Genomic DNA, 13,709 nt, shown 5'->3' with positions numbered 1-13,709 from the left:
AAAAAAGAAACTAAGCAACTATCCTCTATTCTTCTCCTCAATCCACTTGCTCATGAATTTGGTAGCAGTCATAGTTTGGTGTTGCAATAAAGCTCCAGTAAAGTTTTGAATTCTATGTGTTATTAGCCCTTTTTGAAGCTGATTAATTTTATCAATAAATATGTGCTCTAAACTGTGTTTGTTATACAAGGTATTTACTAAAGTTTTACCCTGAACTTGAGCATTTTGCCATTCAAGTTCTGTTGTAAACAAACGTACTGCCGCACTGGCAAACTCAGAAGAATCATCTTCTATACTACCGTTCCAATCTAAAATGCCGTGCATGCCTTCTGCACCAATAGTTGTGGTAATACTTGGTGTACCATTCTGCATTGCTGAAAGTAATTTTCCTTTAATGCCTGCACCAAAACGTAGCGGAGCTAAACATACTTTGGCCGATTGCATTACTTCATTTACATCTTCTGCCCTACCGTGTACTAGAAATGCACCTGCAGGGTTATGCATTTCTAAAATTTGTTGTGGCAGGTAAGCACCGTAAACATGTAATCTGGCTTCTGGTAATTGTGTATTAATTAGTGGCCAAATAATAGATTTCAAGCATTTAATGGCATCTATATTAGGCGCATGTTTTCCGCCACCAATGAAGATAAAATCTTTTCGCCCATTAAAAGAGTTCCATTTGGTTTCTGTGGTAATTTCATCGACCATGAAAGGAAGTAACAACAATAGACTATTGTCTATTTTAATTACCTTGGTCAGTAATTCTAATTCGTAACTAGAAATAATTAGAGACAAGTCGCACCGATAAATACTGGCAATTTCTCGTTTGGTTTTATCATTTGCCAACCAAGCATCTGTAGTAAATGGAATATCTTTTTTTAAACATTGTTCACGCACATGACGTAGCGAATGCAAATCTTCAGTGTCTAATATTCTAAGCGCATCTGGGCAGTTCTCAGCTACACGCCACCCAAACTGTTCTTCGGTCAAAAATCGGTCAAATAACACCACATTAGGTTTCAATTCTTTCACAAAAACATCAAAAGAACTATCGTTCATTTTAATATCTTGAGAGTGGTAACCTAAAAGTTCAACAGCTGCAGAATACTCTGATTTTGAAGTAGCAGATGCAATGGTAATGGAATAGCCTTTTTTTTTAAATACTTCTAATAATTGCATCATTCGCATTCCCGCAGCCGTAGAAGCTGGTTCTGGCCAAACTAGTGCGATTACGAGAAGTTGTTTTGTGTTGGTCAAGGTTGATTAGTTATTGGTGTTCTGTATTGTGTTATAAATATGATGGACAAAGTACGGGAAATAGTAGTGAGTTGGCAAGTTTTCAGTTGGCAGTTTCAGTTGGCAGTTTCAGTTTTAAGTAGGCAGTTTCAGTAGGCAGTTTCAGTTTTTAGTTACCCCGTCAGTCTGAGCGCAGTCGAAGACCCTTGCTAGTTAGAAGAATCATTTGGTGTTCCAAACAAACAGATAGCCCCACTTTTCTTTCTTTGACGAAAAACCAACCGCCAACAACTAATCATCTCCCGCAACCCCAATTTCATCAAGCACCACTACCCCATAATTGGTTTGGTCAAAAATGAATTTTATGGAACTTATAGCATCTATATTAAACTCGGGGTTTATAGTGGTGAAGGTTTCTATAGGAAAATGGTAGGTCTGTAATTGTACTTCCCAACCTGCACCGATCATTTGCTTATCTAAAAATGCGAATTTGGTAAACCTAGTTTTTAATGGTTTCGTGATTCCTTTTATCTCACTTATTCTTAAAGCACTTATTTGTCCCGCGGCATCGGTTAGTTGAATAGTGAAATCTAATTGTGGCACTTCCCGTTCTTCCTTATCTTTTTTAGCTTCCTTTTGATCATCTGTTAAATTGATATCTAGCCATTTATGATTTCCTGAACCTAGGGTGAATTGTAAACTTGAATTGGCAGAAAACGGAATGGAATCATCCGCAGAAAGCATCATTTCATATACTGCCTTATCCGAAGAACTAATCGAATTTTCATAATCCCATCCTAAGATAACAGCATTGTTCTCTTGGCTACCTTTATCACGAGTTGGTAAGTATTGCTCTTTCCATAAAGCTAAGTCGCTAGTACTAATATGAGTATTATTTTTTGCTGTAGTAATATCTAAATCTTCCTCAAAATCGGCAATAGTATGAAAATTAGATGACTCAAAAGAAGTTAAATAATGTTCTACAGGCAACCATTGTTTAGCTACGGAAACGTTTTTGAAGATAGATCTATTTTCTTGGTTGTCCTTTAAAGTAGCTTCGGCAAATGCACTGATAAAAACCTTGGCAGCTTCTTGTTGTTGCTCTTCTTTCAATAACGGATTTAGGTTCAACAACCACTTTGCTGGAGCGCCAAAATCTGAATTACCCCAAGTAGAATTAAACTGACCGTGATTTGCATGGTGAATATACACTCCCGATTTAAATCGATTAATAGTATCTGTATATTGCAAACGGCGGTACGGTCTCATGCCCCAAAAACTAACTTCATCTGAATCATAAGAACCTTGTATACTAAGGAAATTAATGTTTTTCAAGATTATCTTACGGTCATACCTGTAATCTGTAGGTGCTAGTGCAATGACACTTTTAATATTAAAATTAAAATCGAATTTCTGGTTCGCCTGATCAGGAAAATAGGGTAACGGATTATAAGCAGCAGCGATAGAAACCGCCTCACCACCACGAGAATGCCCAATGAGCATAATATTATCCATATCTACTTTACTTGCAAGTTCATGCCCATCTTCAGCATTCCAGTTTCTCCATTGCTCTAAATGTTTTAGAAGCAGCCAAGCACGAGCAGGCATTTCTTTACCCATAAAATCGCCAGACCAATGGCCGTTTAAAAAATTCTCATCGACAGAAACAGTTATGATTCCCCTACTTGCCAAAAGCTCGCCCAGATAGCCATAACCATCATCTGAGTAATCGATCATGCTATGGTTGCCGTGAACAATAAGCGTTAAGGGAAATGGACCATCGCCCTCGGGCATATATACTCTACCGTTTAAAGGAAAGTTCTCGGCACCAAAACCCCAGTAACGTTCACGCCATTTTTTCTTTTTGTCTTTCCAATCGGGAATTAGCCAGGTACCATCTACGGAATTTGTTGTATAGGTGACACTTGTAGAGAACTCCGCTCTTTGCTCATCGGTTCCGCTACCATAAGTAAATGTTTTAACAGTATAGGTACCAACAGCAGCAGGGTTCTCTAATGGTAAGGATGAAGGTAAAAAGTTTTCATTTTCAGAGAAACCCAAAGGCACTTCTTTATCATAAGGGTCAGCGCCGGTATCAGCCAAAATGAATAAAATATAACCGCTACCGATAAGCATGATAATTAAAAATACGTTTGATGAGAAAGTTCTTTTTAATTGAAATCTATAAATAGCAATACATAGTAATATACCAACTGCAGCAATACCGCTATAGAGTATTGTTGGCCAACCGAAACTAAAATATTTTAATATGATAAAAACTACGATACCGCTTAGAATAGCAGTAATAGATTTCAGTGGAATATTTCTGATTCCTTTCCCTAAAAAATTAAATACTATATAAACTACTAAGTTGATGACCACCCCTATAAGAATAGCTATAAGCATCATTACAATGGGGTGCCAACCAGTTAAAAAGTGATAGCCGGCAATTGCATAAAAGACAAGGGTAAGAAGTAAAATGAGGGAGAATAAGCGATTTTTCATTAAAAGGATAAATTCTGGTGGTTGTAGCACTTGAATTTAAACAACTTAAGCGGATATAAATAACGAACGAAGTCTTTTTGACTATCCGCTAATAATGACCAACCTAGAATATAGAATTGATAATGAGACCTGCTATAATTCTGAATATCTAACTCCCAAGAAATTTACATTTTCGCAGCGAACATCTTGGAGATTTTAGAACGCAATTTTCGTTCATAATCTTCTTCTAACCATTCTTTGTAATTCTTTGTATTGTTCATAATACAATACGAATATTGGCGTACACGATATTTGATTTCCTCTTTTAATTTTTTGGCTAGAATACGAGCATCAAAAACATCTTCAGAATTTTCAACACATATTTTGGCATGCTGCTGAATACTTCTTTCAAGAACCAATTTAGATTTTTCTCCATTGGCAAAGCTCGTTTTGTATTCTGCTTTTATATCAAAATCTATGTCTGTAGATTTAGCAAATTCAGCACGTAGATCTGCGGGCATTTCGTAAACGAATTCTCTTTCGATCTCTTCGTCGTTTTTGATATTCTCTAAGTAGAAATCAGGAAAATGAAATATTTCTTGCCAATCGATACCTGCATTCCACAATCCGAAGCGGGCAACATTGTTCCCCATATCTATAACGTTGAATTCTTCTTTATGAGGTAAGTATCGAGAACCACGACCAATCATTTGAAAATAGAGCGTCAAAGATCTCGTAGCACGGTTTAATATAATAGTCTCTACACTTGGTTCATCAAAACCGGTAGTCAAAATACTTACCGATGTCAAAATAGCATCGGGAGTTTCTTTAAACCATTTTAGAATTTCTTTTCGCTCAGTAGCGTTATTCTTATTATCTAAATGACGAATGTTGTAACCCACCTTTTTAAAAGTCTCACAAACATACTTAGAAGTGTTAATACCGTTATTGAATATTAAGGTCTTTGTGCCTTTACCAATTTCATTATAGGCAGAAACAAGCTTGTTAAGCATGCTGTGGTTACCATACAATTCATCAGAAGATTTTACCGTATAATCACCGCTAATACCAAGTTTTAAAGTCTGTAGGCTAACATCATAATTATACATATTTGCCTTTGCCAAGAACTTTTTCTGAATCAATGATTCTATAGACTCGCCCACGATCAACTTTTTATAGTTGTCTTTCATGGGTAGTTTAATATTAGAACTTAACGGTGTTGCCGTAACCCCAAGAATAACTGAGTTTTCAAAGAATTTAAAAAGTTTACGGAACGAGTTATAATGCGCCTCATCAATAATTACCAAGCCGATATTATTAATCTCAATCTTCTCTTCTTGTAAACGATTATTCAGTGTTTCAACCATGGCTACAAAACACATGAACTCATCTTGGTCTTGCCATTCTTTTACTTCGCTATTTATAATTTTGTTCTTAACACCGAAGCCGTTCAACATTCTAGATGTCTGCTGACTTAATTCTATACGGTGGGTCAGTACAATTACCTTTTTATTAGTTCTAGCAATGTAGCGTTTGGCAATTTCAGAAAATACCACCGTTTTACCACCACCGGTAGGTAATTGGTATAACAAATTAGAATTATCGCCATTCTCATCTAAATATTTAAAAATAGAATGTAGATCCTCCTCTTGATAATCGTACAGGGTCTTCTCAGTGGTATCGTTTTGTAGCTTCAAAAGGATTGTAGGCGTTTATTTATGTTAATAATGCAAAAACCTTATAAAATTATGAGATTTTTATGGGTCTAGGAAATAAAAAACTTGAAAAAACAATATTAATAGCCCTTGTCAGAATCTACTAGATTTTGCAGTTTCTCCCCAGAGTTTAACCTTTTGTAGTTTTCAACAATCTGCGGAATTACAGAGTTTGTATCGGAAACACTGGCGTAATGCGGAGTCATGTGTACTTTTTTATGATTCCAAAAAGGGTGTATTTTCGGCAGTGGTTCTATATGATATACATCTAAACAAGCCCCAGATAAATGGTGTGCATCTAATAACTCAATTAAATCTTCGTCAACTAAATGACCGCCACGTGCAACATTAATGACGTATGAATTTTTAGGCAGTTGAGACAACAGCTCTTTGTTTAGAATACCTTCGGTTGCGGGAGTTAGTGGCAACAGGCAGACTAAAACATTAGTAGTTTTTAAGAAGTCTTGTTGTTCATTAGCACCAGAAAAGGTCTTGACACCTTTAATATTCTTTTCACTTCTACTCCACCCTTGCACTTTAAAACCGAATTTGGTAAGATCAGTAGCTGTAAGTGCACCCAATTCACCAAGACCTAAGATCCCAACGGTTACATCTTTAATTCTTAAGTACTCTTTAGGTTTCCATACATTGTCAACTTGGTCTAGTTTATAAGCGTTTAAATTCTTTAGATGTTCAAAGATTACAGCAAGCACATGCTCAGACATATCACCCGCCAAAAACGGATCAACTATTCGGGTAATAGGAATGTTTTTAGGGCGGCTATCGTCTTCAAAAATATAATCTACCCCAGCACCGGCTGAAGCAATACATTTTAAATTGGGGTAATTAGTAAGGGTACCTTTAGGATGCTTCCAGATAACAGCCATGGTAATTTCATCTTTTGGGTGATCCTCTAAATAGCTGTATACCTTTAAAGAGCTATCTGCCTTTTGTAAAGCATTCTTCCAAAGTTCTATTTTATTATCTTGTCTAATAACTACTATCGCCATATGTTAATCTATGATGTCTAATGCTTTTGAAAACTCTTCCTCAAAAAGCCATTTCTGATTTTGTGTTTCGGTATATATATTTAAAATACGCTCTCTAAATTCAGGAAAAACACCCTGCACTGTAGTAAATTGAATAACCTCGTTAAATGAATTTAGCATGCTTCTATAAAAAGAATCTGGTACATTTTTCTCCATCGAAAAGGTTTGTGCAATTTCTAGATTATAGCACATAACATCAGCAATTAAATGTGGGTTCACTCCCAACTTTATAAAATGCTTCAAAAATTTTTGAGCAACAGAACGTCTTGCTTTAGGTCTTCTTCGCTTAAGCGGAAAATACTCGTTCGATATTTTTGCTTTTGCATCTTGCACCAATTTATCTTCTTTAGGGTTAAATGCAAAATCATAATAGGTTTTTACAGTCGGAAATTTCTCGTAAAGCTCTACTATTTGTTCTTCCAAAGCCTTTTTTGGAAGTTTTGAGAGGTATGTTTTTAAAGCCCGTTTGCTCATAAAAATTCAGTGTCTATATTCAAAAATACGCTTTACAGAAACAATGTCCTAAAAGCTTAAATCTTTGTTAAAGCTAATAAATGCTGTAGAAGTATAGTGAAATTGATTAGGAAATACGGATAAAAAGCGGTATGTTGTAAACTTGTACAACTTCTAAATTCCATACACACATATGAGGCAACTAAAGATTATCAAGCAGGTAACGAATCGTGAGTCGAAATCACTGGATAAATATTTGCAAGATATCAGTAAAATTGATTTGATTACAGCGAATGAAGAGGTAGAACTAGCGCAGAAGATTCGCGAAGGTAGTCAAGCAGCTTTGGAAAAATTAACCACTGCAAACTTAAGATTCGTAGTTTCAGTAGCAAAACAATATCAAAATCAAGGTCTTAAATTACCAGATTTAATTAATGAAGGAAATTTAGGCTTAGTTAAAGCAGCAAAAAGATTTGATGAAACAAGAGGATTTAAGTTTATATCCTATGCCGTTTGGTGGATCAGACAATCTATATTACAAGCTTTAGCTGAACAATCTAGAGTTGTTCGTTTACCGTTGAACAAAATTGGTTCAATAAATAAAATTAAAAAGACATTTTCTTATTTAGAGCAGGCACATGAACGTCCACCTTCTCCAGAAGAAATTGCAAAAGAATTAGAGATGACGGTTTCTGAAGTGAAACAATCACTTAAGAATTCAGGCAGACACGTATCTATGGATGCACCTTTACGTGAAGGCGAAGATTCTAACCTATATGACGTTTTGCGTTCAGGTGAATCTCCAAGACCAGATAATATTTTATTACAACAGTCTTTGAATACTGAAATCAATAGAGCTTTAGATACATTATCGCCAAGAGAGGCAGATGTTGTTAAACTTTATTATGGTATTGGTGACCAACAATCAATGACTTTAGCGGAAATTGGACAGACCTTCGATTTAACAAGAGAACGTGTAAGACAAATTCGTGAAAAGGCAATTCGTAAATTGCGTCATGCCTCTAGAAGTAAATTGTTAAAGACATATTTAGGCTAGACCTTTATAATATTGTTTTAAAAAAAGAAAGCGCCCGTTTTTACGGGCGCTTTCTTTTTTCATAGTGTTTTGAAACATTATGAATAGGTTAATTTATTGATATTAAAATTTACGAGGATACTATTAAGATCCTGAATAAAGTTTTGATAAGATGAAAAATCTTGATTTTGGTGTGCCATGGGTGTATTTTTTTTGGTTTTGGTTTATTTGACTTTTACATGTAGTCCAACTCTGCTAATTCGTTGATACTAAGAATCTCATTTAAATCTTGAAGAAACACAAGGTATTCTTCACCGTAGGTGTCGTAAAGCATATTGTAGGTTTAAAAGTTAATCTTGATTTGGACATTCATATCTTGAAGTAAATATATACCGATGATAAGGGTGTGACAACAAAATGTGGTGAACCAATTTAAATATGTTGTAAAACCCATGAAAAGGTGTTGTAAAGCATATTAAAGCGCTCAATACCATATTTTACTAGGCTTTTCAAGGGTGTATTTCATCCCGTTTATTGGTATTTTGTCGATAAGCCTATGAAAATGAGCTTATTTTTAGCCAATAAATATCATCTAAGAATTAGAATAAGTGCGAGAAGCGTAAACCTAACATAAAGAACTAGGTAAGTTTCTTAGCTCTAGCAAACTGAACATCAAGAAAAAGAAGATTTTAGCATTACAATACCATTTAAGTAGTTACGTTTTATAATAGAGGTATTGATATGTCAATTACCTATATTTTTGATAAAGGCTTTAATTAAATTATAATGAAGAGATTCCCTCCTATGCTATATAACTTCAAAATTGTGTACCTATTACTTTTTCTTTTTACACTGACTTCTACAAAAGCCGAGAATGTAAACACTAAAGATTACACAATTAAAAATTTAAGCTCAATAGAGTTAGTACTAAATAGCCATAGTTTTAATACACATGAGCGAAGTACATTTACCTTCGGCTCACAAACCGAATCAATCGAACGCGGATTAACGATTGTTCATCTACAAGCTGGTAATAAAATTGAGTTCAAGACCTTTGATACCTATGGTAGTAAAGAAGATATAAAAGAATTATTAGCGGTACTTACTCAAATGAAAGCGTCTAATGCAATTTTTGCAATATTGGCACATGATTCTGCAGCAGCACAATTAACAGGTTTCGAAAAGCAGTTATCTGATTTAGGTTTTCTACAATTAAGTGCTTTAAAAGGAAGACAAGCATACATTATGCATAATATAAATGGTGTTATTACTGAACAGGTAAATGATAATTCGATTACAGAAACCTTAAGTATTACATCAACCATTGGCAATACAACTATTTACTTTCCAAAAGAGATTTATGAATTTGAATCAAATATAGACAGATACATTGCCCACGCAGGTGGAGAGATTAAAGGAGTAAAATCTACCAACTCAAAACACGCTTTAGATGAAAATTATAAAAAGGGATTCAGAAATTTTGAATTAGATATCATAGAAACATCTGACGGAAAATTAGTAGCGGCACATGATTGGAATATGTGGGCACGTTTTACAGATTACACGGGAAGCTTACCTCCTACCCACGCTCAATTCATGAAACAGAAAATTTATGGTGATTATACAACCTTAGATATGGATGGAATAAATACCTGGTTTAAAAATCACCCAGATGCAACATTGATTACTGACAAGGTGAATGATCCAATTGCCTTCGCTGATGCATTTATAGATAAAGACCGTCTAATAATGGAACTCTTTAGCGTAATGGCTGTAGAAAAGGCTTCTGAGTATGGTATACACACTATGATTTCTCAAGAACCATTGTTAGCTATTAAAGGTGATAAAGTAAACTTTCTAAAAGTTAATAATGTTAGTCACGTTGCAGTTTCAAGAAGAATAATCTCAAGTCAGAAAAAATTGATGTTGCAATTAAGAGATGTTGGTATTAAGGTATATGTCTTTAATGTAAACTTCGACACGGGTAAAGATGAGCAATACGTTTACGATAATGAGTTAGGATTGGTATATGGTATGTATGCCGATAAATGGATATCTGCTATGCAGTCTAAAAATTAAACTCATAGGTTAAACCTGCAGATATAGAATAAAAATAGGTACCAGGATCAAAAGATTGCTCTTGTCGTAATACGCCCACATTTGTCCTGTAAGCACTTAAATTATTCTTACTTGTGAATTGGTATTCAAAACTCAATCGTTGTGATTCAATATACAATAATGTTTCTGCCAACAATTGATCTCCTGATGTAAACTGTCTCAACTCAGGTGAAAATCCTACCCCTGCATTTACCCCCATATAGTTCTTGGCATCCTTTAAATATTTACGCACCAATAAATTTCCAGATACATTAGTCAGATTATCAGACTCAGGTGTTATATAGGAGCGTAAAGAAAAATAGTAGTTACCCATGTAATAACCCAAAGAGTTGGTAATAGATTTGACATCTTTAGTCGCAAAGTTGATAAATCTACCACCGGCAGAAAATTCAATTCCGCTTTTATGATTGTAATACACATCTCCACCCACTTTATGATTTGGATATAGGTCCGACTCAGAATACCCATAATTAATATAGGCATAAAATCCTTTAGCAATTTTAGGATACAAATCTAGATCAAGCTGAATACCGTTCTTACCTACTCTATTACTATTGTTAATTCTTGGTATAATAGCACCATAAGGTGTTTGTCTTTTATAAGAAATACTAGATGTGGTTATAGGATCAAAACGTTGATCATAGAACGTAACGGAACTATTGACCATAACCGTATTCTTTAATTTCTCTTCAGTTACTGGGGTTATATGTACATTCTCAATTTCCGCTGCATTGGTTTCGTTAGGGACAGTAGATGAATTTTTAGGGTCCGTAAATTTAATGTTTACCGTACTTTCAATATTAAACCAGCCATCTTGATTATATTCCGTACCATTTATTCCATCCATAGCTACGGTCTGTAATCTTTTTAATTCTTGGTCGTTTTCTATATGAACCAATGCTTTATTGGCAAGACCTAATGCAGTAGCGTAATTCTTTGCATATAATTCATTTTTGACTGCAGAAAGCCAGGCTTCTCTATTTGTTTTATTTTTTGATAAAATGCTATTGAATTCTGATCTTGCTAAATCATAATCACCCCTCCAACTCAAGGTACTGGCCCATAATACAGAAGTCTCAATTTCAGTTCCTGGATCGTTTACCAAATTATACAGCATATTATGAGCGGTATTGGTATTACCCTCATATGCCAAAGCATAAGCAGTTTCAAAAGAAGACACGGTATTGTCCATATCTTGCCCTTTAACCTTTAAAACAAAGGCTAGTAAAACTAATAGCATAATATGTAACTTACATTTCTTCATTACTCTATGGATGCTAACGTATTTTTAGCTTCTTTATTTGTGTTTTTGTGAATATCGATTCCTGCTTTTCGTGCAGAATTTTTAGCCCTGGAAATCTTACTAGAAATTTCATTGGCACTAGCACTATTCTCCTGCACCAAATTGACTAAAGCTAGACCTTCGGTATGTTTATCATACCAGAAATACACATCAAAAAGCGCGGCATAAGAATCTATATAATTAGGATTCATAGCAATGCACTCTTTTAAAATTTTAACCGACTCCTCATAGTTTCCTTTCCAAATATGCAATCTGCCCGTAAGAATTTTAGTATCTATATGACTAGGTGATTCTGAAAGTATATAACGACATAACAAAAGAGCATCGTCCCATTTTTTGTCAAAAGCCAAATCTCTTGCTTTAAAGAATGAACGGTCAAAATTACTTCCGTCATAAATACTATTGATCCAAGTGATTTCAGCCGGAGTAAATTTTTCTTTTTGTATTGAGAAAATGGTTAAACTATCAGGTATTATCTTGTTCTCCGTAGTCACATAATGATTCACAGATTTAAACCGTTCTAAAGTAGATTCAATCGATCCGCCACCAAAGGCAGAACTGATATCCATATTTTCATCCAACTCCATGATATCGCCATCGGTATATAGTTTTTCTCCGCTTATATATTCCTTTAGTTCATTTTTATTACGCATCAACGGAATGTTTTTTGTTGACCTAAATGCAGTTTCCATATCAAGTGCACCACCCATCCACGCCACTTTTTTAGGCATTTTTAATTCATACGAATTAGATAGTAAAGCCAATATAGACGGAGTAATATCGAAATGCGAAGAAACGGAACTCATCTTACGGGTCGTTTTCAACAATGGGCTGTACATAATCATTGGTACATGAAAACGACTAATATTATTACGTTGTGGTATAGGAATAAGTCTATGGTCACCCGTAAATATGAAAATGGTATTCTCATAATTAGGCTTTGATTTATAAGACTCCATGAACCATTTTATAGCATCATCTGTATACAATAATGTTGCAAAAACATTGTCGTTCTTTTTAACTATTTTTTCTACTCTAGAATCAAAATCACCTATAGTCAATATATCTTTAACCTGTTTTTCAAAAAAATCTTGATTAGGAGGAATAAAGGGTTCATGCGTACTAATAGTCATGTACACTTCTAATCTAGGTTGGTCTTCGCTTCTTTCTAGGCTTAGGCTTTTCTTGAATAATTCCTTATCAGGATATCCCCAAGAAGAACCAGCAGCATCTTCAGCTTGTTTTTGGTATTTACTTCCGAATCCTGATTTATCCAATACAAAATCAACATTCTCACTAGTTAAAAATCGGTCTACCTTATCAAAAGAACTATTGGTACCTTGATAAAATGACGTATGGTACCCATTATTTTTAAGCACACTGAACATGGTTAGTTTGTTTGGATACTCCTCTAACTCCATGAATCCGCTTTTGCCAAAAGGCAACGAGCCTAATAAGGATGGTAAAACTCCGAATGTCCTACCAGTATTACTCAAGAAATTTTCCCAGTATAATGATTTGGTCGTTAGGGAATCTAAATACGGAGTAAAGCCGCCGTACTCAGCACCCTCACCTACAAAATCACGACCAAGACCTTCGACCATTATAAAAACAATATTGGGTTTCTCTTCCTTAAGATCAAAATACTCACCCAACACATTTTCAACATTGGCACTTTGCACCAGAGGATATTCTTCTTTAGATGTATATGAATTGTCTTCGGTACTTGTGTTGTATACATTAACAGCCAGGTATTGTACTTTATTCTGATTAATAGGTTTACCATCTGTAAATAAAGAAGCCATAAAAAGACTGAACAATACGATTGTAAACGGATACATTTTGCTAATTCTATGATATACTTTTGAAGTAACTCTATATAGTACTAAAAACAGACTAATTAATATAGATATGCCAATGAGCAGATAAATTGAAATCATAAATCCGCCAGAATTGGCTATCGTTATTTTCATATCAGCATAACTATATCCTAAAATATCTGAACCTAAGGGCACTAATGTAGTACAGTAATAGGCAGTAAGTAGCGCTTCGAATATGAGTACAAAACTTAATAAAACGAAGACAAGGTTAAAGCCGTATTTGGAGCGTAAGTTTTCCCAAAAATTGAAAGGAAATACCATCACAATACCCATTAAAGCGGTAAAGCCTATTTGATGAACAATAGCCTTTAGAAAGCTTACAGAAAATATAATATCAATAACCCCTTTATAATACAGCATGCCGTATTGAAAAAGCGTCAACACGAACAAACATCCGAAAAAGGATATCATAAGCCGCGTATACTGCTTTAGGGA

Annotated in this window: 9 protein-coding genes; 2 read left to right on the top strand and 7 right to left on the bottom strand. The window is 34.8% G+C overall.

Features of this window, described 5'->3' with window-relative positions:
* Positions 1-18: 18 nt before the first annotated feature.
* The 5 genes from Q0871_RS00875 to Q0871_RS00855 form a co-directional block, all read right to left on the bottom strand.
* Positions 19-1,257, bottom strand: a complete 1,239-nt coding sequence (locus tag Q0871_RS00875) for a glycosyltransferase (protein ID WP_299317074.1) — start codon at positions 1,255-1,257, stop codon at positions 19-21.
* A gap of 270 nt (positions 1,258-1,527) precedes the next feature.
* Positions 1,528-3,741 (bottom strand): hypothetical protein, encoded by a 2,214-nt coding sequence (locus tag Q0871_RS00870; protein ID WP_299317073.1) that lies wholly within the window; start codon positions 3,739-3,741, stop codon positions 1,528-1,530.
* A 164-nt stretch (positions 3,742-3,905) separates the two neighbouring features.
* A complete protein-coding gene (locus Q0871_RS00865) occupies positions 3,906-5,417 on the bottom strand; it encodes a DEAD/DEAH box helicase (protein WP_299317072.1) in 1,512 nt (503 codons plus the stop codon).
* 98 nt (positions 5,418-5,515) lie between these two features.
* The gene (locus tag Q0871_RS00860; RefSeq protein WP_299317071.1) at positions 5,516-6,445 is read right to left on the bottom strand and encodes a glyoxylate/hydroxypyruvate reductase A; all 930 of its coding nucleotides are present in this window, start codon (positions 6,443-6,445) and stop codon (positions 5,516-5,518) included.
* Positions 6,446-6,448: 3 nt separating this feature from the next.
* Positions 6,449-6,958 carry a DUF6155 family protein gene (locus Q0871_RS00855; RefSeq protein WP_299317070.1) on the bottom strand — a complete coding sequence of 170 codons (510 nt, stop codon included), beginning with the start codon at positions 6,956-6,958 and terminating at the stop codon, positions 6,449-6,451.
* A gap of 172 nt (positions 6,959-7,130) precedes the next feature.
* Between Q0871_RS00855 and Q0871_RS00850 the strand changes: the two genes are divergently transcribed.
* Positions 7,131-7,994 carry an RNA polymerase sigma factor RpoD/SigA gene (locus Q0871_RS00850; RefSeq protein WP_036154298.1) on the top strand — a complete coding sequence of 288 codons (864 nt, stop codon included), beginning with the start codon at positions 7,131-7,133 and terminating at the stop codon, positions 7,992-7,994.
* A gap of 765 nt (positions 7,995-8,759) precedes the next feature.
* Complete coding sequence (locus Q0871_RS00845; RefSeq protein ID WP_299317069.1) at positions 8,760-10,052, top strand: hypothetical protein; 1,293 nt, start codon at positions 8,760-8,762, stop codon at positions 10,050-10,052.
* Here Q0871_RS00845 and Q0871_RS00840 read toward each other — a convergent pair.
* Complete coding sequence (locus tag Q0871_RS00840) at positions 10,042-11,355, bottom strand: YaiO family outer membrane beta-barrel protein (RefSeq protein WP_299317068.1); 1,314 nt, start codon at positions 11,353-11,355, stop codon at positions 10,042-10,044. The two genes, Q0871_RS00845 and Q0871_RS00840, sit on opposite strands and share 11 nt — an antisense overlap.
* Positions 11,355-13,685, bottom strand: a complete 2,331-nt coding sequence (locus tag Q0871_RS00835; RefSeq protein ID WP_299317067.1) for a sulfatase-like hydrolase/transferase — start codon at positions 13,683-13,685, stop codon at positions 11,355-11,357. Before Q0871_RS00835 ends, Q0871_RS00840 begins: the two co-directional genes overlap by 1 nt.
* Between the last annotated feature and the right edge of the window lie 24 nt (positions 13,686-13,709).

This window comes from uncultured Maribacter sp. (genome assembly GCF_947500985.1).
Taxonomy (GTDB): Bacteria; Bacteroidota; Bacteroidia; order Flavobacteriales; family Flavobacteriaceae; genus Maribacter.
The sequence above is the reverse complement of the archived record's forward strand: the minus strand, read 5'-3'. Positions and strand labels throughout refer to the sequence as shown.

Bases quoted from the DNA above. Each gene is read 5' to 3' on its own strand.
- Q0871_RS00870 (WP_299317073.1), bottom strand. From the start codon at position 3,741: ATGAAAAATCGCTTATTCTCCCTCATTTTACTTCTTACCCTTGTCTTT.
- Q0871_RS00860 (WP_299317071.1), bottom strand. From the start codon at position 6,445: ATGGCGATAGTAGTTATTAGACAAGATAATAAAATAGAACTTTGGAAG.
- Q0871_RS00855 (WP_299317070.1), bottom strand. From the start codon at position 6,958: ATGAGCAAACGGGCTTTAAAAACATACCTCTCAAAACTTCCAAAAAAG.
- Q0871_RS00850 (WP_036154298.1), top strand. From the start codon at position 7,131: ATGAGGCAACTAAAGATTATCAAGCAGGTAACGAATCGTGAGTCGAAA.
- Q0871_RS00845 (WP_299317069.1), top strand. From the start codon at position 8,760: ATGAAGAGATTCCCTCCTATGCTATATAACTTCAAAATTGTGTACCTA.
- Q0871_RS00840 (WP_299317068.1), bottom strand. From the start codon at position 11,355: ATGAAGAAATGTAAGTTACATATTATGCTATTAGTTTTACTAGCCTTT.
- Q0871_RS00835 (WP_299317067.1), bottom strand. From the start codon at position 13,685: ATGATATCCTTTTTCGGATGTTTGTTCGTGTTGACGCTTTTTCAATAC.